Here is a 21,603-nt window from a genome sequence, read left to right as displayed (position 1 = left end):
GAGCGAACTTTTTATTTCGTCGTGAGGGACTATGCGTTTCCGGCATTTATTACCGCTCATTGGAGCACTCTTTTCCCTGTATATCATCTGGGGGTCCACCTATTTTGTCATTCGTATAGGCGTGGAAAGCTGGCCCCCGCTGATGATGGCCGGTATTCGTTTCCTTACGGCCGGCGTGCTGCTGATGGCGTTTTTATTGCTGCGCGGCCACAGACTACCGCCGCTGCGTCCCCTGCTTAACGCCGCCCTGATTGGCCTGCTGCTGCTGGCGGTGGGCAATGGCGCGGTAACCGTCGCCGAACACCAGAACGTGCCGTCGGGCATCGCCGCAGTGGTCGTCGCAACCGTGCCGCTGTTTACGCTCTGCTTTAGTCGCCTCTTCGGGATCCGCACCCGTAAGCTCGAATGGCTGGGCATCGCGATTGGGCTTGTGGGTATCATCCTGCTGAACAGCGGCGGTAACCTGAGCGGGAACCCCTGGGCTGCCGTTCTGATCATGATCGGCTCCATGAGCTGGGCCTTCGGCTCGGTCTACGGTTCACGCATCGAGCTGCCCTCCGGGATGATGGCAGGTGCGATTGAGATGCTCGCGGCGGGCATTGTGCTGCTGATGGCCTCCGCGTTGACGGGTGAAAAACTGACGGCGATGCCAGACCTTTCAGGTTTCCTGGCCGTCGGGTATCTGGCGCTGTTTGGCTCGATTATCGCCATCAACGCCTATATGTACCTGATTCGCAACGTCTCACCGGCGGTTGCCACCAGCTACGCCTACGTTAACCCGGTGGTTGCCGTGCTGCTGGGTACCGGTTTTGCGGGCGAAGTGCTGTCGACGATTGAATGGCTGGCGCTGGGTGTGATTGTCTTTGCCGTGGTACTGGTCACGCTGGGTAAATATTTGCTGCCCGCGAAACCGATTGTCACGAGGTGTGAGGTGGAGAAACCGTGATCGGGTGAATGCCCTGGGTATCGATCTGCGCGGCCTGACCGCCGCCGCAGATCCACTCTTCCAGCCGCTCCGTCAGTTCCACGTCATTCAGCTTCATTCTTCCGCGCAGCGCGCACTCCCAGACAATCAGCACCCGCCAGCCCTGAGCGTAAAGCTGCGAAACATCGCGTTTATCACGCTCGACGTTCCTGCCAATCTTCTCCAGCCAGAAGTCGGTGCGTGTCGCCGGGACTTTAAACAGATAGCAGTCGTGATGATGCCAGAAACAGCCGTGGGTAAAGATGATGCACTGGTACGCGTCGATGACGAAATCAGGACGCCCGGCAAGCGTGGCATCCTGAACCCTGAATTCAAACCCGGCGGCGGTCAGAAGGCCCGCGATCCGTTTTTCAATCGCGGTATCACGCGTGCCAATGGCACGCATGTTTTTACTGCGCGTGGCCTTATTGTGAACGTCCGCCATTGACGGCCTCGCTCTGACGAAGCTGAACGGCCTTGCTGATGCGTGAGGCCAGCAGTTTAGCTACCGCGGCAAAGGCTGGCACCACCACCGAGTTGCCAAACTGACGATAGGCCTGGGTATCCGACACCGGGATGCGAAAACTGTAGCCCTGCGGCGTCTCAAAGCCCATTAAGCGGGCGCACTCGCGCGGCGTTAAGCGCCGCGGTCGGTGCTGTTGGTTCTGGGGATCGTCAAAATCTTTTTCGCCCAGCGCCTTATCCCAGCCGCGATCGATAAGAATTTCCGCACCATCTTTGTAATAGCGCGCCGACAGCGTACGCGTCACGCTGTCAGGATTAAGCGGATTGACCATGCCAAACCCAAAGCCATTGCCTTTGGCCTGATGCTTTTTGGCATAGCGATAGAGGTATTTCCACAGCACCGGGGTCAGAATGAATTTCGCATCGACGGCGGGCTCCAGCAGATCGGCCACCGTCGGGCGGCGCGCCGGATACAGCGAGGGCAAATCACGCAGCGTAAAATCGCCTTTCAGATTGAGATCGCGGCGGAAGCCCACCAGCACGATGCGTTCGCGGTGCTGCGGCAGGAAGTGTTTGCCGTCGATAATTTTCGGATCGTCCGGCCCCATGTCCTCTGCATCCGCCACGTCATAACCCAGTTCATCCAGCGTTTGCATGATAATGCGGAAGGTTTTGCCGCCGTCATGACTCTTTAAATTCTTGACGTTCTCCAGCACAAAAATTGCCGGGCGGCGGGCATCAATGATCCGGGCAACATCAAAGAACAGTGTGCCCTGCGTATCGCAGGCAAAGCCGTGTGCGCGTCCCAGCGCGTTCTTCTTCGACACGCCAGCCAGCGAGAACGGCTGACACGGAAAGCCCGCCAGCAGCACATCGTGCGCCGGAATGGTATTGCGAATGTGTTCGGCGGCCTCTTCATCGCTGACGCCGGTTTTGTGGCTCAGCGTGACATCCCGAATATCCGCGTTGAACTGGTGCGCGTCGGGATCGCAATACCAGTTGGCTTTATAGGTACGGACGGCATGTTTGTTCCATTCACTGGTGAATACACACTGCCCGCCAATAGCTTCAAAGCCATGGCGAATGCCGCCGATACCGGCAAAGAGATCGATAAAGCGAAAGGCATAATTTGGATGCGCAGCAGGCGGACGCGGCAGCAAATTTTGCAGATAGCGGAACTCACCGTCGCTCAGGCGGTGCCCTGCCCTGTCGCTTATCAGCAGCCGCTTGAGTATCGCCGGGCTCCAGTGGCTCTCGCCATGGGCCACCAGCTGGTTTGCCAGCGTTTTAGCATCATACATTTCCAGCAGCTGACGCAGGAGTGCCTGCACGGCTGCCGTTGATTTCTCAACCCGCTCAGGCGCGGGCACAGTCACTGATCGATTTTCCTGCATTCTCTTAACCGGACAATAAAAACAGAAAACAGAGTACCACAGTTCAGGATCGCACACTGCGACGGAAATGGGTCAATATCTGGCTGTCGGTTCCGAGGTAATCGCCCTGTAATTCGGCACTCAGCTTCGCCATAAACTGGATCAGAAAATCGGCATTGTGACGCGCAAGTTCGCGCCCCCGCGCGGTTTGCATGGTGTCAGGCAGGCGCAGGAGTTTGGTCTGAAAGTGGTCGAGCGCGAAGGCTTTATCATCCAGCGCTCGTGTTCCGGCGAACGGGTCGTCGGCATCAAACAGCGCGGCGCCCAGCGCACCGGAGACGGCAAAGACGCGCGCCAGGCCGATAGCGCCTAACGCCTCCAGCCGGTCGGCATCCTGCACAATTTTGGCCTCCAGGCTTTGCGGCGCGATACCGGCACTGAAGCTGTGCGCTTCAATAGCATGCTCAACGGCTGCATAACGATCCGGCGGAAAATCAGGAAAGTCGCGACTGAGGATCTCGCGCGTTTTTCGCGCTGCCAGCCGCGAGGAGTGGCTACGTTCCGGGTGATTTTTCGGCAGGCTGACAATGTCATGGAAGTAGCATGCGGTCAGCACAACCAGCGGATCGCTATCCTCGTCAGCCATAATACCCTGCGCCGTCATCCAGACGCGGTGAAAATGGGCGATATCGTGCGCCGCATCATCAGTAAAATGATTTTCGTCGAGCCAGCGCTCAAAACGGTGTTGCCACTGCGCAAGTTCCATCATCCTGTCCTGTTGCTCAAAAGTGAGTGAATTATAATACACCCGAATTAAAATCCTTTATAAATAGAATTACGAAATACTTAATAATAATTACCCGCTATATTTTCAATGAATTAATTCATATGAAAAATAAAGAGATAAAACGAAATATTTTGTAATATTTTCACCACTTTAATTACATTTATTTTTGAACCTAAATAATAATCCATAGAATAGTATCAGCCATGTAGTTACGGAGGGTAATTACATATATTCAGACAATTTATATTTAAAGGGAATATATAATGAAAAGAAAAGTTCTGGCAATTCTTGTACCCGCGTTATTAATGGCTGGCGCAGTAAATGCGGCGGAAATGTATAACAAGAATGGCAACAAAGTTGACCTGTACGGTAAGGTTGATGCGCGTCATACCTTCTCCGACAACCCAGGCGACGACGGCGATGAAACCTATGTACAGGTGGGTTTCAAAGGCGAAACGCAGATCACGAACGACCTGACAGGTTATGGCCAGTGGGAATATAAAACCTACGCTAACGACACCGAAGGCGCAGGGGATAAATCTTTCAACCGTCTGGCATTCGCTGGCCTGAAATATGGCGACTACGGCTCATTTGATTACGGCCGTAATTACGGCGTCGTGTATGACGTTGAAGCCTGGACCGATATGCTGCCGGTATTTGGTGGAGATTCTTACACCTGGACGGATAACTATATGGTTGGCCGTACTAACGGTGTGGCGACCTACCGTAACAATGATTTCTTTGGTCTGGTCGACGGCCTGAACTTTGCGCTGCAATATCAGGGAAATAATGAAGGTGGACCAAACGAAAATCAGGAAGGCACCAAAAACGGCCATGATGACGTTCGTTTCCAGAACGGCGACGGCTTCGGTATGTCTACCACCTATGACTTCGATTTCGGCCTGACGCTGGGTGCGGCTTATTCTTCCTCTGACCGTACTAACGACCAGGTCGCTTACGGCGCTGGCACCTATAACCGCTTCAGCAAATATGCTGGCGGTGAACGTGCGGAAGCGTGGACAATCGGTGCTAAATACGATGCTAATGATGTCTACCTGGCCATGATGTATGCGGAAACCCGTAACATGACTCCGTACGGCAACGATGGCATCGCCAACAAAACACAGAACTTTGAAGCCGTAGCGCAGTACCAGTTTGACTTCGGTCTGCGTCCATCCCTGGCGTGGGTCTATTCTAAAGGCATCGATTTGGGCGGTAACGATTATCACCCAGGCAATGGCTATGACTATGTAGACCAGGATCTGGTTAACTACATCGACGTGGGCATGACCTACAGCTTCAACAAAAACTTCTCCACCTACGTTGATTATAAAATCAACCTGCTGGACGAAGATGATGCCTTCTACAATGACAACGGTATTGCTACCGATGACATCGTAGGCGTAGGCATGACCTACCAGTTCTAATTCCCATCAATATTAAAGCCCGCGATGCGGGCTTTTTTTATTTGACGCTGAAATGTTATGGCGCTTCCTGCAAGGCCAGGCGAACAAACCCGTTATTCTGCGCCAGCAATTCGTGCGCTTTCCAGGCATCCAGCCCCGTCAGCACCATCAGTACCGCCGTTTTGCACTGGTGGTTGCAGCTTTCCAGCGCGGCCTTCGCCTGCGCCCGGCTACATCCCCCCGCTTCCATCACAATGGCAATTTGTCGTTCGGCCCATCTGGTATTGCTTGCCTCCAGATCAACGCGCAGGTTGCTGTACACCCGTCCGGAACGTACCGCCAGACCGGTGGTGATCATATGCAGGATCATGCTTTGCGCAATGCCTGCTTTAGCGTTGGTATACCCGGCCACCACATCCGCGCCCAGATCGGGGGCAATGACCATGCTCGCCAGCTGCGCCGCTTCACTTTGCGCATCCTCCGTAATGATCGCAACCGTTGAGCCCAGAGACCACGCATGACGCATCGCGCCCCATACCCATGGGGTTTTGCCGCTGACGGACAGCGCCAGCATCATGTCATGCTCGCCAAATTCTATCGTCTGAAGGTCGGCAACGCCGCGCGCGTAGCTACCGGCGTGATCGCCTGCTGTCATCGCAATGACGGGATGTTTTCCCGGCGCAAACGCTTCTGCCGCCTGTTCAGCCACGCGTCCGGACGCGCCCGCGCCGGTCAGTACCAGACGTCCGCCGTGGCTAAGCGTCGCCGCCGCGTTATCCACCACGCGGGCCAGCATACTTAAGTGAGGGGTAAGTGCAGAAGAGATTTGCGCGTCATCCTGGTGTATGACGTTAAGCATATCCAGCGTCGATAATCTGTCGATGTTCGTGGTGCTGGCGTGCCGTCTTTCCCTGGCCGTACCGGTAAGCATAATGCTCATAAACTGCCTCCTTATTATGAGTACCCTCACACTATAAAGTGTTTTATATAGGTCACCTGAGAGGAGGCTCACGAAACGCCTCTCTTTACATGGCTTTATGAAACGCCCGTCATCAGCGATAATTAGCCCTTTCTTATTCATCGCGGAGTGTTAATGAGCGATTTGCAGCCCTTCCCCCCGACGCGCAAGCGCCCTATGAAGCTGAATACGCTGGTTACGCTGATGGTGTGCGCGATTATCGGCTCGGTGCTGCTGGTGGTCTTCGCGCTGTACTCTGTGCAGATCACCCGCGCCACGCGCGATGACGTGAAAGATACCGCGCTGGGTATCGCCCGGACGCTGGCCGACAGCCCGGAGATCAAGCGTGGCCTGATGGAATCGCCGCAGGCTGGCATCATCCAGCCGATTGCCGAGGCGGTGACGAAGCGCAACGACCTGCTGTTTACCGTGGTCACCGACCTGCGTGGGATCCGCTATTCCCATCCAAACGAAGCGCTGTTAGGTTTGCATTTTATTGGCGACGATCTGACGCCCGCCCTGGAAGGGAAAGAGAATGTCTCCGTTAACCGCGGCGCGCTCGCGGAAGCGCTGCGCGTCTTTACGCCCGTGTATGACGACCAGCACGACCAGATCGGCGTGGTGGTGGTGGGTATTTCGCTGAATAAAGTTGAAGATCAGATTGCCCGCGGGCGGCTCAACGCCGTGTGGACCATCTTATTCAGCGTTCTGATGAGCTCAGTGGCGATCTGGGGTCTGGTCCGGGTTCTGAAACGTATCCTCTTTGGGCTGGAGCCTTACGAAATCTCAGCCCTCTTTGAGCAGCGCCAGGCCATGTTGCAGTCCCTGCGCGAAGGCGTGATGGCCGTGGATATGCACGGGCGCGTGACGATGATTAACCACACCGCCAGAGAAATATTACTCCTGACCTCGGGCCAGCACTCCGAAAGCAGCAGTGAACCGCTTCTGGCCAGCCTGCGCGAAGTGTCAAAAACCGGCATTGCCCGCCAGGATCAGGAGATCGGCTGTAACGGGCGGCTGCTGCTGTGCAACATGGTCCCCGTGAAAAGCCAGAATCAGGTGATCGGGGCGATCAGCACGTTCCGCGATAAGACCGAAATCAGCCAGTTAATGCAGCGTATTGATGGCATGGTCAGCTACGTTGATGCCCTGCGCTCCCATACGCATGAGTTTATGAATAAGCTGCACGTGATCCTCGGCCTGCTGCACATGAAGCGCTACGATAAGCTGGAGGAGTACATCATCCAGACCGCGCAGAATTATCAGACGGATATCGGCGCGATACAGCGCAAAGTTAAATCGCCGGTCATTGCGGGCTTCCTGCTGGGTAAAATTAACCGCGCTAAAGAGGCCGGAGTGACCCTGACGCTGGCGGAGGAAAGTCAGCTTCCTGACACCGCCAATGAAGAGCAGGTTGCGGTGCTGATCACCGTGCTGGGCAATTTAATCGAAAATGCCCTGGATGCGATGGAAGGCCAGCCGGAAGGCGAGATCGGCCTGCTGCTGCATTATCAGAACGGCTGGCTAAGCGGTGAGGTCAGCGATGACGGTCCCGGCATTGATCCCGAGCGGCTGGAGGCTATTTTTACAAAGGGCTACTCAACAAAAGGTGAAAACCGCGGCGTTGGGCTGTTCCTTGCGCGTCAGCAGATCCAGAATCTGGGCGGAGATATTACCGTCGAGTCGGAGCCTGGCGTATTTACCCAATTTTTTGTTCAGATCCCCTGGGATAGCGAGAGGAATATCGCGTGATAAATGTGTTAATTGTCGATGATGACGCCATGGTAGCCGACCTCAACCGTCTGTATGTTAACCGCGTTGAGGGTTTTAGCTGCTGCGGCGTCGCTTCCACGCTCAACCAGGCCGAGGCGTTGATCGCCAACCCAGGCCAGCCGATCGATCTGGTGCTGCTGGATGTCTATATGCAGCAGGATAACGGGCTGGATCTCCTGCCCATCATCCGCGCGTCGGGCCGCCCGATTGATGTCATCATGATCTCGTCGGCCTCCGACGCCGCAACGATCCAGACCTCAATGCACTATGGCGTGGTGGATTACCTGATTAAACCGTTCCAGTTCCCGCGTTTTGAAGAGGCGCTGAACGGCTGGAAGGCAAAGCGCAGCCTGATGGGATCGCATCAGTATTATGAACAGGCCGACGTCGACAGGCTGATCCACGGCGGCGCGCCGGAGCTGGCCGACAGCAAAAAATTACCGAAAGGCCTGACGCCGCAGACGCTGCGCACCATTTGCCAGTGGATCGACAGCCATCCGGAGATAGAGTTTTCCACCGACGATCTGGCGAATGCGGTCAACATTTCCCGCGTCTCCTGCCGCAAATACCTGATCTGGCTGGCGCAAATTAATATCCTGTTCACCAGCATTCACTACGGCGCTACCGGCCGGCCGGTATATCGCTACCGTTTGCAGCCGGAACAGGTCGGCCTACTCAAACAGTACTGCCAGTAATTCGGTAGCTGTCGTCCAGAAGGGTAAAACGGAAGTGGTGCATCGAGGAGATCACCACTTCTTTTGTTTTTGTGACAAAGATGGCTTCAATATCGGGGCGCGAACGCAGCGCGGCGCAGCCCTTTTCCACGCCCATGCCGTAGATCAGCGTGGTCCAGATATCGCCGTCGAGGGAGTCTGGCGAAATAATCGTCACGCTCTCCAGTTCGTTATCCAGCGGGTAGCCGGTGCGTGGGTCAAGTATGTGGTGATAACGTTTGCCGTTCAGCTCGAAGTAGCGCTCATAGGTGCCTGACGTCACCACCGACCGGTTTTCGACCGTCATGGCGCCAATCAGCGCGTCACCGGCGAACGGTTTTTTCAGGCCGACGCGCCAGCCGCCCTCCGGCGAGCCTAACGTCTGGACGTTGCCGCCAAGGTTGATCAGCCCAAGTTCAACGCCCTCTTTAAGGAGGTGATCCCGCACCCTGTCGGCGATATAGCCTTTAGCAATGGCCCCCAGATCGATCTCCATTCCCTGGCGAGTAAGGAACACGCTGCTGTTGGCTTCATCCAGCACCACGTCCGCAGGATGCGTGATGCCCAGCAAGGCGGCGATCTCGTCCGCGGGCGGTACAGCGTCCCCCTTAAAGCCAATTTTCCAGCATTTCACCAGCGGGCCGATCGCCAGGTTAAAGGCGCTGTCTTTAAGCAGGCTGGCCGCTTTCGCGCAGCGGATCAGCTCGAACACCGGGCGACTGACGGCAACCGGATGCTGACCGGCCGCATGGTTGATGTCCATTACCTGGGAGTGCGCTCGGTTAACGGTAAGCAGATCTTCGTACTGTTTGATCAGGCGAAACACGCGAGAGGCAAGCGCTTCGTCATGGGAAAAGAGTTTCAGGAGGATGGGCGATCCCATCAGAACGGCGGAGTAGCTGTAAACGCGATGGCTATCAGGCATTTCATGAGTCCTCAGATGTAGCCCCGGCAGGCACCGCGCCGCCGGGGAAACAGGAGCCTTACCGTGTTTTCGAACGCATAGCCGCCTGATGTCCTGCAAGCGTACCAAAAATAATGATATCTGCCACCGCGTTACCGCCGATGCGGTTACCGCCATGGATGCCCCCGACAACCTCACCCGCAGCAAACGCTCCCGGCAATACGTTGTGGTTGCTGTCCAGCACGCAGGTTTCTGTGTTAATGGTCACGCCGCCCATGGTGTGGTGAACGCCCGGTGCAATCTGAATGGCGTAGAACGGCCCTTCGTTGATTGGCGCACGCAGCGCGGTGGTGCGACCGAAATCATCGTCGTGCTGTTTCTCCACAAAGCCGTTGTAGCGTTCCAGCGTTGCCAGGAACTGGTGGTGATCCATCCCCAGCGCTTCCGCCAGGGCTTTTGGCGAGCTGGCGCTGGTAACAAACCCTTTTGCGATGTACTCATCCGCGGCTTTGTTTTTGGCGCGAACATGCTCGTCAAAGACGATGTAAGCGTATTTCTCCGGCAGCGCGATGATCTGCGCCGAGACTTTGTCGCGGGTCGACATTTCGTTATAGAAGCGGTTGCCCTGCTGGTTTACCAGAATCGCCCCGCCGCCGCGGATGGATTCGGAAATCAGATACGACGTTTTCTGCTCAACGGTTGGGTGGATCTGAATTTCGCCCATATCCACGGTGCCCGCACCGATACGCTCCAGCAGCGCGATACCGCCTCCGGTCGCCCCTTTGTGGTTGGTGGTAACGAACCCTGCCAGATCCGGACGGTATTTCACCACCATCTTGCTGTTGGCGCTGAAGCCGCCCGTTGCCACAATCACGCTTTTAGTTGCCACGGTGAGGGTTTCGTTCTCTTCGGTGGTCAGACGCACGCCGGTCACTTCGCCGTTTTCGAAAATGATGTCGCTCACGGAGGTATCCAGCATCACCTCGATGTTGCGCTTGTTGACGTTACGCACCAGGCCGCTGATCAGATACCCGCCCACTGCGGAACCGTCTTTCGGACGGTGCGTACGGTCGATGCTCATCCCGCCGGTGGTGGTAATGTCGTTCAGCATAATGCCGCGCGTGGCCAGCCATTCGATGGCCTGCGGCGCGTTCTCGACAAAGCGACGCAGCAGTTCAGGGTCGTTCTTGTTGCCACCGCCTTTCAGACTTTCCTGGTAGAACAGCTCTTTGCTGTCCTGAATACCTTTCACGCGCTGGAAGCGGGTCTCCGCCGCGTTCATCCCGGCCGAGGCTTTAATGGTGTTCCCGCCGATGGTGGGCATTTTCTCGACGATCAGCACGTTCGCGCCTTCGTCATGCGCCTGAATCGCCGCTGCCAGACCGGCGCCGCCGCTGCCGACCACCACCACATCCACGCTTTTAGTCTCATTCGGGTCTGCGCCCTCTTCCGCCGCCAGCGCTTTGCTGGATTTCAGCATCGCCTTCGAGACCGCTTTTTTCACCGCCTCGCTCTGGCTGGTCGCGCCCGTAATCGCGTCCACGTGCGGGGTGTTGGCATCCAGAATACGGGTACGGATCTCTTCGAAGCTGGTGACAAACTCGACGTCTTCACTCGGGCCGGAGGCCAGTTCGATATCGGCGATGCGGTCGGTTTCGAGGCTGACGTTAATCACCAGCTCGTTAGCATCGTCCTGCACTTTTTCAATAAAGGTGCCCGGTTTGAATTTCGATTCGCCCATGCTCATGTCGCGGATCATCGCTTCTACCAGCGAGAAGCGCCACAGCGGTTCCGGGATGCTCAGTTCTTCGCGTCGGGTACTGTCCATAAACAGCTCCAGGCTTTCGCCCGCCGCGATGCGATCGGTCCAGTTCGGATAGGCGATGGTGGCGCGGCCAACGGCAATCAGGTCGTAACCGTGATCCAGCGCTTCATTCACATCCGTGGCATTCACCACGCCGCCAACGCCCATTACCGGTACCTGCGCCAGCGTGTCAGAGCGCATGGCGCAGTATTTTTCGATAAGTGGCGTCGGGTCCTGAGTATCGACGATAGAAGGACGCAGGGCGGCGCCAAGGGAGAAGTGGAGATAATCTACCCCGCGCGCGGCCAGTTTTTCCAGCAGATACAGGGTGTCTTCGAAGCGAATGCCCGGGACTTCAAGCTCTTCCGGAGAGAAACGGTAGCCAATGATAAACGCGTCGTCCGCGTACTGGCGCACCATCTTGTGGGTAATGTCCAGCACCGCCAGCGGGAATTTCGCGCGGTTTTCGCGGCTGCCGCCCCACTCGTCGTCGCGCTGGTTAGAGTTCGGGGAGAAGAACTGCTGGATCAGATAGGTATTCGCCCCGTGGATTTCGACGCCGTCGAACCCGGCCTGAATTGCGCGGCGCACGGCTTCGCCGAACTTGCCGATCATGCCTTCCACCTCTTCCGCGGTCAGGGCAACCGGCGTGGCGGCACCGTCACGCGGCGCGGCAACGGCGCTTGGGCCAACCGGCGTGCGACCCCCAATCAGTTTTGGGTCGACCATACGGCCGCCGTGGTAGATTTGCAGCAGGGCTTTAGAGCCTTTGGACTTGATGGCGTCAGCGATTTTTGCCAGCCCGGCGATTTTCTCGTCGTTATCAATACCAATTGCGCCCGGGAACGCCAGGCCGAGATCGTCAACAAAACAGCACTCAACGATGATGGTGCCGATGCTGCCCGCACGGGCGCGGTAGTACTCCACCAGCTCGCTGGTCACGGTGCCATCGTAATAACCGGTACAGGTTGTCATCGGGGCCATTAACAAACGGTTTTTCAGTTCAGTACCATTCGGTAATGTGAAGGGGCTTAAAATACGTTCGTTAGTGCTCATAATAGAAACTCCAAACTTTAAAAATTAAGAATTCGTTATCGGAATGATTTTTTATTTCGTGTTTTTTGCCGATGTCATGATAGTAATATAAAGCTTTTTTTAGTTTCTAAAGTCATTACGTTAGTTAATAAACTATTTAATCCCTTCGATAACATTAATAACACATTGGTGTTAGCGGGAATGTTTCACTCGTTCACAAGAATTTAAAAAAAGTTAAATTATAAAAGGTCAAACCAATACACCAAACCCATCAAAAAACCTTACAAAACAATGAAAAACAAAAGCACCAGAATTAAAATGTTATAGTTTTGATACATAAGATGCGTAAAATTAGCGAATAACCACACTACTCAGAGTGGTTATTATAAAAAATATAAAAATAGCCATTCAGTTCCGTTTTTTTGATCGCGATCAATAGTTATGGCATTCAAAAGAGCAATATAAAACCATCATCATTTTTTATTTAGCGCAAACCAAAATGCGTTAAATCGCTATTAGTGAAAACACAAATCCGCACCTTAAATAACTAAAAAAAGCAAAAAGGATATTTCAATCGAATTTGTGTTTTCGCCGGGCGACGAATTTTTGACAACTTAAGACGTGAAACTATGAATACAAAAACTGCTGTAACGCCTCCTGCGGCGAATCTGGCATCAAATGGAACAGCAAAACGACTGCTGATGATGGCTTTGCCCGTCATTGTTGCCGTCCTGCTGTTGTTTGTCCCCGTTCCGGAAGGGCTGCCGCCTTATGCGTGGCACTACTTCGCCATCTTTGTCGGCGTCATCGTCGGCTTAATTTTCGAACCGCTGCCGGGCGCCGTGATCGGTCTTACCGGCGTCGTGGCGATTGCGCTGTGCAGCCAGTGGGTACTCTTTAGCCCGGAACAGCTGGCTGACCCAAAATTCAAGCTGGCGGGCGCCTCCTTTAAATGGGCGGTCAGCGGGTTTGGTAACTCCACCGTCTGGCTGATTTTCGGTGCCTTTATGTTCGCCGCAGGCTACGACAAAACCCGCTTCGGCCGCCGTCTGGCACTGATTCTGGTGAAGTACCTGGGCCGTCGCAGCCTGACGCTCGGTTACGCCATTACGTTTGCGGACCTGCTGCTGGCCCCGTTCACCCCATCCAACACCGCGCGCAGCGGCGGGACCATCTACCCGATCATCGCCAACCTGCCGCCGCTGTACGGTTCAAAACCCAATGACCCAAGCGCGCGCAAAATCGGTTCGTATCTGATGTGGGTAGCCATCACCGCGGCCTGTATCACCAGCTCGATGTTCCTTTCCGCTCTGGCACCTAACCTGCTGGCGCTGGCGCTGGTAAAAAGCACGGTTGGAATTGATATCTCCTGGGGGACCTGGTTCCTCGCCTTCCTGCCGCTGGGCATCCTGCTGATCCTGACCATGCCGCTGCTGGCCTACTGGTTCTACCCGCCGGAAGTAAAAGTGAATAACGAAGTACCGCTGTGGGCGACCCGTGAACTGGAAAAACTGGGCAAACTGTCGCGCAATGAGATCCTGCTGCTGGTGTTCGTGTGCTGTGCGCTGCTGATGTGGATCTTCGCCGCGGCGTGGATTGAACCGGCCATGGCTGCCCTGCTGATCGTTGGCCTGATGCTGTGGACCGGCGTGCTGGAGTGGAACGATATCACCGGTAACAAAGCCGCGTGGAATACCTTCGTCTGGTTCGCCACCCTGGTGGCGCTGGCGGATGGCCTCTCCTCCACCGGTTTTATCAGCTGGCTGGGTAAAGAAGGCGGCCTGCTGATGAGCGGTATTTCTCCGGGTGTCGCCACCATCGTGCTGCTGCTGGCGTTCTACCTGCTGCACTACCTGTTCGCCAGCACCACCGCGCACACCACGGCGCTGCTGCCTGCGATGCTGACCATCGCCTCCACCATTCCGGGCATGAATATGGAAGTGTTCGTTCTGCTGATGGTGACCTCGCTGGGCGTAATGGGGATCATTACCCCCTACGGTACCGGTCCAAGCCCGATTTACTACGGTAGCGGCTACCTGCCAACCAAAGACTACTGGCGCCTCGGCACCATCTTCGGTGCCATCTTCCTGGCGGCCCTGCTGCTGATTGGTTATCCGTGGATGTCCATGATGTTCTGATTCCTGACCGCCGGACTTCTCCTCCGGCGGTTTTATTTTTGTGGAGCAATACGCTATGTCAAACAAACCGTTTATCTACCAAAACCCCTTCCCTCTTGCGCACGATGACACCGAATACTATCTGCTGACCAAAGAGCACGTTTCCGTTGCCGAGTTCGACGGTCAGGAAGTCCTGAAAGTGGAGCCTGAAGCCCTGACCCTGCTGGCACAGCAGGCCTTCCACGATGCCGCGTTTATGCTGCGCCCTTCCCACCAGAAGCAGGTTGCCGCCATTCTCAACGACCCGGAAGCCAGCCAGAACGACAAATACGTTGCCCTCCAGTTCCTGCGTAACTCTGAAATCGCCGCAAAAGGCGTGCTGCCAACCTGTCAGGATACCGGCACCGCGATCATCATGGGCAAAAAAGGCCAGCGCGTCTGGACCGGCGGCGGTGACGAAGCGGCCCTGAGCCAGGGCGTCTATAACACATACATTGAAGATAACCTGCGCTACTCGCAGAATGCGGCGCTGGATATGTATAAAGAGGTGAATACCGGCACCAACCTGCCCGCGCAGATTGACCTCTACAGCGTGGACGGCGACGAGTATAAATTCCTGTGCATGGCGAAAGGCGGCGGTTCTGCCAACAAAACCTATCTCTACCAGGAAACCAAAGCGCTGATCACTCCGGCGAAGCTGAAAAACTACCTGGTTGAGAAGATGCGCACCCTGGGTACCGCAGCCTGCCCGCCGTACCACATTGCCTTTGTTATCGGCGGAACCTCAGCGGAAGCCACGCTGAAAACCGTTAAGCTGGCTTCTACCCGCTACTACGATGCGCTGCCAACCGAAGGCAACGAACACGGCCAGGCGTTCCGCGACGTCCAGCTTGAGCAGGAACTGCTTCAGGAAGCGCAAAACCTCGGCCTTGGCGCGCAGTTCGGCGGGAAATACTTCGCGCACGATATTCGCGTGATCCGTCTGCCGCGCCACGGCGCCTCCTGCCCGATCGGCATGGGGGTCTCCTGCTCCGCTGACCGCAACATCAAGGCGAAGATTAACCGCGAGGGGATCTGGATTGAGAAGCTGGAGCACAATCCGGGCCAGTATATTCCTGAATCCCTGCGCCAGCAGGGAGAAGGCGACGTGGTAAGCATTGATCTGAACAAGCCGATGCCCGACATTCTGGCGCAGCTTTCCTCGCACCCGGTATCCACCCGCCTGTCGCTGAGCGGCACCATCATCGTGGCGCGCGATATCGCCCACGCGAAGCTGAAAGAGCTGCTCGACAACGGGGAAGAACTGCCGCAGTACGTTAAAGATCACCCGATTTACTACGCAGGCCCGGCGAAAACGCCAGAAGGTTACGCGTCTGGCTCACTCGGCCCGACCACTGCGGGACGTATGGACTCCTATGTGGACTTACTGCAATCCCACGGCGCGAGCATGATCATGCTGGCCAAAGGTAACCGCAGCCAGCAGGTCACCGACGCCTGCCATAAGCACGGCGGCTTCTACCTCGGCAGCATCGGCGGCCCGGCGGCGGTGCTGGCGCAAAACAGCATCAAGAGTCTGGAGTGCGTGGCGTATCCTGAACTGGGAATGGAAGCCATCTGGAAAATTGAAGTGGAGAACTTCCCGGCGTTTATCCTGGTAGATGACAAAGGCAACGACTTCTTCCAGCAGATCCAGAATAAACAGTGCAAAGGGTGCTCACAGCGCTGAACGTTTCCATAACGCCGGAAGCAGCGACAGCGTATCGTTGATCAACCCGCGCTTGTCGCTGCCCGGCTTCCAGATAGTGACCATCGTCTGGCTTATCCCCTGGCTGCCCACTTCGGTGGGCAGCCTTTTTACATTTTTCCACTGCGTTGCCTGAAGATGGGTCGGTAAAAACCCCCAGCCGCAGCCCTGTTCCAGCAGGCCGCGCAGCATTTCCAGTTCGTTAGTGAAAAGCGTGTGCCCTGAAATTTGCAGGCGACGGGCAACCGGCTCGTCTGACGCGGGATGCATAATCACCTGTGGCACCAGAGAGAGATCGAGCAGCGACACCGGCGACGCAACCTCCGCAAAAAGCGCCGTTGCGGCGTAAAAATCCATTTCGATCGCCCCCAGCGCCCGCCACTCCATCTCATTGCCCACGCTGCGGTTGCGCGCCTGGCAGATCCCCAGATCGGCCTGACCGTTTGCCAGCATCGCTTCCGCCTCATCGCGCGATGCGCTGGTCAGGCTCAGGCGGATCTTTTTCGTCGCCAGTGTGGCAATCAGCGCCTGTAAAAAAGCTCTGGGGGTGAACGGATCGTAAGCGAGGGCGATGTCCTGCGTCGCGCTGTCCGGTACCGATCTGGCAAACGCCTCAAACGCTTTGACCTGGCGCATCAGCAGGTGCGCCTGCCGCTGAAGCTGCTCCCCCTCCGGCGTCAGGCGCAGGCTGCGCCCCTCCCGCAGGAACAGAGCATAACCCAGCCCATCCTCAAGGAAATCGATCAGATCCCGCAGGGTAGTACGATCTTTGCCGAGTTTACTGGCCGCCTTCATCAGGCTGCCGTGTTCAGCGACGGCAGTGAACGCCTCAAGCTGGGCAAAGGAATAGATCAGTGATGCCACGCCATTCTCCACGCAATTTTTACGGGGGATTTTCCCCCATAACGCGTTTTTTATTATAGGCCGCAGGTTCTTAAACTGAAGTCATTCCTGAGCCAAACGAGATAAATATGAAAATCAAAACAAACCGCACGCTGCTCGCGGCGCTGGTTGTCAGCAGCCTGCTCTCGCCCGCCGTTATGGCGGCCTGCAACGGTACCGACCTCACCACCTGTCCGGCGCCTTTCGATGCCAGACTCCCGGACGCGCATACCATGCTCACCTGGAACCAGACCGATCGCGTGGTGGGCTTTCGCAATGACTACCGCAACTACGCAGGGGATGTGTTCCGCCACGGCAACGCTACGCCGCTGCTGCCCGCAGAAAAACCGCTCACCGATGCCCGCTATCAGGTGAAGGGTAAGAGTTACACTCTTCAGGATTACCTGAAACGCCAGAACGTCAGCGGCATGCTGGTGCTGAAAAACGGCAAAGTGGCCTATAAATACCTGGGTGAAGGCAATACCGACTCAACGCTCTGGACGTCGCGTTCCGTGGGCAAATCGGTGGTCTCCGCGCTGGTGGGTGCTGCAATTAAAGAAGGGAAAATCCACTCCCTGGACGACCTTGTCACCCAATACGAACCTGACTTAAAAGGCACCGCCTGGGAGGGCGTAACGCTAAAACAGCTCATCACCCACACCTCTGGCGTGGCGTGGAACGAAGATTACACCAACCCGCAATCTGACTTCGCCCGGCTTACCGAATGCGAAGCGAAGCCGGGCACCTACAACTGCGTGCGCACCCTGGTGGAGGGGTTACACCGTGAACACCCGGCGGGCGAAAACTGGTCCTATTCCTCGGGTGGCGCCTGGCTGTTAGGCGATGTGCTTGAGCGCGCCACCGGCATGACGCTCGCGGCGTATCTGGAGAAGACCATCTGGCAGCCGTACGGCATGGCGAGCGACGGCGTGTGGCATGCCTACAGCAAAGGCCAGCACGACGTGGGTGCGCATGGGTTCAACGCCACGCTGGAAGACTGGGGGCGTTTCGGGGAGTTTATCCTGCATAACGGTACGCTGCCGGACGGGAAGCAGATCCTCCCCGAGGGCTGGGTGAAACAGTCCTCAGCCTGGACACAGGCCAAAGGATCGGTGTCCGACGCGCATCCGAAGGGGTTATACGGCTACCAGTGGTGGAACAACGAAGTACCAGCCACCGCCACCCACGTGGAGCCGAAAGTCGAAAATTCGCTGAAGGATTCCCTGTGGGCGCTGGGTATATTTGGTCAGATGATCATGGTTAATCAGAAAGAAAATCTGGTTATCGTCCAGTGGTCCACCTGGCCGCAGGCAGAGCCGTCATTCAGCGCCCAGCCGCTGGAAGCGTCGCTGATGTTTAGCGCGATTGCGAACGCGCTGCGCTGATAATCCCAAGCCAGGCCCCGCCTGGCTTCTCACCTGCGCGATGTCACAAAACCGATATATCAGCAACTTAGCGAAATCGAGTAAATAAAAGATCACCGAAATGTTAAGTTATTGTTGAATATGTAAATACTGGTCAACGCTTTGTCATTAATGCACCACACGCATCAGTCCATGCGCTATTTGCGCTTATTAATTTCCACTTCCTGATCCAGTTTTCAGAAACAGACGAGCATAACGTCACTATAAAACTGGAGATAATCATGGTTTCCTCAACCTCACCTGCAACGCTTCGTGCCAAAGCGGGCGCGATTTTCCGCGTCACGTCGGGCAACTTTCTTGAGCAATTCGACTTCTTTCTGTTCGGCTTTTATGCCACCTACATCGCCCATACTTTTTTTCCGGCAAGCAGTGAATTTGCGTCCCTGATGATGACCTTCGCCGTCTTTGGCGCGGGCTTCCTGATGCGTCCGATCGGGGCCATTGTGCTGGGGGCTTACATTGATAAAGTGGGTCGCCGTAAAGGGCTGATCGTCACCCTGTCAATTATGGCCGCCGGAACCTTCCTGATCGTGCTGATCCCTTCTTACCAGAGCATTGGCCTGTGGGCGCCGCTGCTGGTGCTGACCGGCCGCCTGTTGCAGGGTTTTTCGGCAGGCGCCGAGCTGGGCGGGGTTTCGGTTTATCTGGCGGAGATCGCCACGCCGGGCCACAAGGGTTTCTACACCAGCTGGCAGTCGGGTAGCCAGCAGGTCGCCATTATGATCGCGGCGGCGATGGGCTTCGCCCTGAATGTGGTGCTGGAAGAGAGTGCCATTCGCGAATGGGGGTGGCGTATTCCGTTCCTGTTTGGCTGTCTGATTGTGCCGTTTATCTTTTTCCTGCGCCGCAAGCTCGAAGAGACCGAGGAATTCAGCGCCCGTCGCCACCATCTGGCAATGCGTCAGGTCTTCACAACGCTGCTCGCCAACTGGCCGGTAGTCGTCGCGGGCATGCTGATGGTGGCGATGACCACCACCGCGTTTTACCTGATCACCGTTTACGCGCCGACCTTCGGTAAAAAAGTCCTGATGCTTAGCGCGTCGGACAGTCTTCTGGTCACGCTGCTGGTGGCGGTGTCCAACTTCATCTGGCTTCCGGTGGGCGGCGCGCTGTCGGATCGCTTCGGGCGTAAACCGGTGCTGATCGCCATGACGCTGCTGGCGCTGGCGACCAGCTATCCGGCACTGACGATGCTGGCCGCAGCCCCGAGCTTCTCAATGATGCTGACCGTGCTGCTGTGGCTCTCTTTCCTCTACGGCCTGTATAACGGCGCGATGATCCCGGCCCTGACGGAGATCATGCCAGCAGAGGTGCGCGTGGCGGGCTTCTCACTGGCTTACAGCCTGGCAACGGCGGTCTTTGGCGGTTTCACGCCGGTGATTTCGACTGCCTTAATCGAGTACACCGGCGACAAAGCCTCTCCGGGCTACTGGATGAGCTTTGCCGCCGTTTGCGCCCTGCTGGCAACGCTTTATCTCTATCGTCGTCGCACGTTAATCCTGCAAACTGCCGTTAAGGAGTGATCCCTCATGCTTACATTCAGAACGGTGATTGCCGCCCTGACCTTCGCCACCCTCAGCGCGGGCGCGCTTGCGCAGGATGTGACGGTGATGATTTCTGGCGGCTTCAAAGCGGCGCTGGAGAAGCTGACGCCGCAGTACGAAGCGCAAAGCGGTGACAGGCTCATTGTGATCTCCGGCCCGTCGATGGGCAAAACGCCGCAGGCCATTCCGGCCCGGCTCGCCCGGGGCGAAAAAGCGGACGTGGTGATTATGGTGGGCGATGCGCTGGCGAAACTGGAACAGGATCGCAGGACGGCGGCGGGCTCTCGCGTGGAGCTGGCGGATTCGCCCGTCGGGATGGTCGTCAAAGCGGGCGCGCCGGTGCCGGATATCAGTACGGTGCCTGCCCTGCGGCAAACGCTGCTGAAGGCGCATTCCATGGCTTATTCCGACAGCGCCAGCGGCCGGTATGTAGAGAGCCAGCTGTTCCGTAAGCTGGGCATCGACGGCCAGGTCCACGATAAAGCGCACCGGGTTGAGCGCATCCCGGTGGCGTCTGAAGTGGCAAAAGGGAAATACGATCTCGGCTTTCAGCAGGTGAGCGAGCTTCTGCCGGTCCCGGGGGTGACGTTTGTGGGTAAGTTGCCTGACGACATGCAGTACATTACCCGTTTCGCCGGAGCCGTAACGCAGAAGGCTGACCATCCCGAACAGGGAAAAGCTCTGCTGGCCTTTCTCTCTTCGCCACAGGCCGCCAGCGTCATTACGGCAACGGGCTTAACGCCCGTCAGTGCACCTCGCGATACTGCTCGGTAATCAGCGTTTCGAGTTCGGCAGCAATATAGGACTGGATCCGCCCGCGGCGGCGGATCAGCCCCACGGTTCGCCTGACCTCAGGCTCGGTTAAAGGTACCGACGTCAGCAGCGAATGCTCTGCGCGGGGCATTGACATGGCGGGAACGGCCGCAATGCCGATCCCGGCTTCAACCATCCCCAGCATGGTCGTCACGTGCCGCGTTTCGCAGATGCTGGGGCGCTCAGGCCGAATATGCCCGACCCGCTGGTCGAGAAGATTGCGGTTGCCGGAGGTCTTATCCAGACCGATATAATCCTGCTGATAAAAAGCCTGCCACGTCAGGCTTTTTCTTTTTGCAAGCGGGCTGTCGCGCCGGCAGGCAGCCACGTAGACATCCTCCACCAGCGGGACAAACTCGATGTCGGGCTGCAAACTCCGGGCAAAGCAGATACCAAAATCCGCCTGTCCGCGGGTGACGGCCTCGATAACATTTCCGGCGCTGCTGTCGATCAGTTTTATGCGCACGCGGGGGTAACGGGACTGAAAGCGGCGGATAACATCCGGCATAAAGTAACAGGCGGCGGACGGCACCGTCGCCACGGTGATTAGCCCCGTACGCTCCTCGCTGGCCTTATCGATATCCGAAAGCATGGACTCCACATCAGCAAGCAGCTGTCCGCACCGGTCGGCAAAGGTCTGTCCATACAGGGTCAGCGTGACGCGCCGGGTGGTTCTGTCGAACAGTTTTGTCCCCAGTGCCGCCTCCAGCTTTTCAATTCTGCGACTCAACGCCGACTGGGAAAGGCAGATAGACTCCGCCGCAAGACGGAAATTGCCATATTCCAGTAAAGCGCGGAAGGCATAGAGATCGTTGAGGTCAAAATTGACGGGCATACTGACGGGATCCTTAAGCACGGTAGGGTAAGAAGAGATTTATCATAGTCGCGCACGACATA

General features: G+C 56.5%; 17 protein-coding genes. 9 read left to right on the top strand and 8 right to left on the bottom strand.

All coding sequences use genetic code 11. The features are described from left to right. Positions 1-31: 31 nt before the first annotated feature. On the top strand, positions 32-946 hold the full coding sequence (yedA, locus tag IPZ49_RS05875; RefSeq protein WP_023303927.1) for a drug/metabolite exporter YedA: 915 nt from the start codon (positions 32-34) through the stop codon (positions 944-946). Here yedA and IPZ49_RS05870 read toward each other — a convergent pair. From IPZ49_RS05870 to IPZ49_RS05860, 3 genes are read right to left on the bottom strand one after another with little or no spacing between them, the layout of a single operon-like run. Then, positions 918-1,409 carry a very short patch repair endonuclease gene (locus IPZ49_RS05870; protein WP_017383335.1) on the bottom strand — a complete coding sequence of 164 codons (492 nt, stop codon included), beginning with the start codon at positions 1,407-1,409 and terminating at the stop codon, positions 918-920. The genes yedA and IPZ49_RS05870 overlap by 29 nt on opposite strands. Beyond that, positions 1,390-2,823: a DNA cytosine methyltransferase gene (locus tag IPZ49_RS05865; protein ID WP_094058366.1), complete on the bottom strand. Its 1,434-nt coding sequence runs from the start codon at positions 2,821-2,823 to the stop codon at positions 1,390-1,392. The genes IPZ49_RS05870 and IPZ49_RS05865 overlap by 20 nt, the downstream gene beginning before the upstream one ends. A gap of 43 nt (positions 2,824-2,866) precedes the next feature. Further along, positions 2,867-3,568: a phosphohydrolase gene (locus tag IPZ49_RS05860; RefSeq protein WP_033486933.1), complete on the bottom strand. Its 702-nt coding sequence runs from the start codon at positions 3,566-3,568 to the stop codon at positions 2,867-2,869. Positions 3,569-3,852: 284 nt separating this feature from the next. Here IPZ49_RS05860 and ompC point away from each other — a divergent pair, with 284 nt between their 5' ends. Beyond that, positions 3,853-5,016 (top strand): porin OmpC, encoded by a 1,164-nt coding sequence (gene ompC, locus IPZ49_RS05855; protein WP_033486932.1) that lies wholly within the window; start codon positions 3,853-3,855, stop codon positions 5,014-5,016. 55 nt (positions 5,017-5,071) lie between these two features. Here ompC and IPZ49_RS05850 read toward each other — a convergent pair whose 3' ends face one another. Beyond that, entirely contained in the window at positions 5,072-5,935 is an 864-nt protein-coding gene (locus IPZ49_RS05850; protein WP_032671692.1) for an N-acetylmuramic acid 6-phosphate etherase, read from the bottom strand. 153 nt (positions 5,936-6,088) lie between these two features. Between IPZ49_RS05850 and IPZ49_RS05845 the strand changes: the two genes are divergently transcribed. After that, the gene (locus tag IPZ49_RS05845) at positions 6,089-7,705 is read left to right on the top strand and encodes a sensor histidine kinase (RefSeq protein WP_017383330.1); all 1,617 of its coding nucleotides are present in this window, start codon (positions 6,089-6,091) and stop codon (positions 7,703-7,705) included. After that, on the top strand, positions 7,702-8,421 hold the full coding sequence (dcuR, locus tag IPZ49_RS05840) for a two-component system response regulator DcuR (RefSeq protein WP_003859556.1): 720 nt from the start codon (positions 7,702-7,704) through the stop codon (positions 8,419-8,421). Before IPZ49_RS05845 ends, dcuR begins: the two co-directional genes overlap by 4 nt. Here dcuR and IPZ49_RS05835 read toward each other — a convergent pair. Together IPZ49_RS05835 and IPZ49_RS05830 are read right to left on the bottom strand one after the other, a co-directional pair. Beyond that, positions 8,402-9,364, bottom strand: coding sequence for an FAD:protein FMN transferase (locus IPZ49_RS05835; RefSeq protein ID WP_033486931.1), 963 nt, complete (start codon positions 9,362-9,364; stop codon positions 8,402-8,404). The genes dcuR and IPZ49_RS05835 overlap by 20 nt on opposite strands. Positions 9,365-9,422: 58 nt before the next feature. Further along, positions 9,423-12,203: a flavocytochrome c gene (locus tag IPZ49_RS05830; protein WP_033486929.1), complete on the bottom strand. Its 2,781-nt coding sequence runs from the start codon at positions 12,201-12,203 to the stop codon at positions 9,423-9,425. Between the two features lie 608 nt (positions 12,204-12,811). Here IPZ49_RS05830 and IPZ49_RS05825 point away from each other — a divergent pair. Beyond that, the gene (locus IPZ49_RS05825) at positions 12,812-14,320 is read left to right on the top strand and encodes an anion permease (RefSeq protein WP_017383327.1); all 1,509 of its coding nucleotides are present in this window, start codon (positions 12,812-12,814) and stop codon (positions 14,318-14,320) included. Positions 14,321-14,375: 55 nt separating this feature from the next. After that, positions 14,376-16,025, top strand: a complete 1,650-nt coding sequence (fumA, locus tag IPZ49_RS05820; RefSeq protein WP_045906578.1) for a class I fumarate hydratase FumA — start codon at positions 14,376-14,378, stop codon at positions 16,023-16,025. Here the strand turns inward: fumA and IPZ49_RS05815 are convergent. Then, positions 16,014-16,919: a LysR family transcriptional regulator gene (locus IPZ49_RS05815; protein ID WP_017383325.1), complete on the bottom strand. Its 906-nt coding sequence runs from the start codon at positions 16,917-16,919 to the stop codon at positions 16,014-16,016. The genes fumA and IPZ49_RS05815 overlap by 12 nt on opposite strands. Positions 16,920-17,014: 95 nt before the next feature. Between IPZ49_RS05815 and IPZ49_RS05810 the strand changes: the two genes are divergently transcribed. From IPZ49_RS05810 to IPZ49_RS05800, 3 genes are all read left to right on the top strand, one after another. After that, positions 17,015-18,310 (top strand): serine hydrolase, encoded by a 1,296-nt coding sequence (locus IPZ49_RS05810; RefSeq protein ID WP_063932729.1) that lies wholly within the window; start codon positions 17,015-17,017, stop codon positions 18,308-18,310. A gap of 260 nt (positions 18,311-18,570) precedes the next feature. Beyond that, entirely contained in the window at positions 18,571-19,872 is a 1,302-nt protein-coding gene (locus IPZ49_RS05805; protein WP_045906575.1) for an MFS transporter, read from the top strand. A 6-nt stretch (positions 19,873-19,878) separates the two neighbouring features. Then, positions 19,879-20,667 carry a substrate-binding domain-containing protein gene (locus tag IPZ49_RS05800; RefSeq protein ID WP_047365515.1) on the top strand — a complete coding sequence of 263 codons (789 nt, stop codon included), beginning with the start codon at positions 19,879-19,881 and terminating at the stop codon, positions 20,665-20,667. Here the strand turns inward: IPZ49_RS05800 and IPZ49_RS05795 are convergent. Next, on the bottom strand, positions 20,639-21,541 hold the full coding sequence (locus IPZ49_RS05795; RefSeq protein WP_003859540.1) for a LysR family transcriptional regulator: 903 nt from the start codon (positions 21,539-21,541) through the stop codon (positions 20,639-20,641). The two genes, IPZ49_RS05800 and IPZ49_RS05795, sit on opposite strands and share 29 nt — an antisense overlap. Positions 21,542-21,603 lie beyond the last annotated feature (62 nt).

Origin of the sequence: Enterobacter cloacae complex sp. S2 (assembly GCF_015159675.1) — a bacterium.
Taxonomy (GTDB): Bacteria; Pseudomonadota; Gammaproteobacteria; order Enterobacterales; family Enterobacteriaceae; genus Enterobacter; species Enterobacter intestinihominis.
This window is presented reverse-complemented; position numbering and strand designations above follow the sequence as displayed.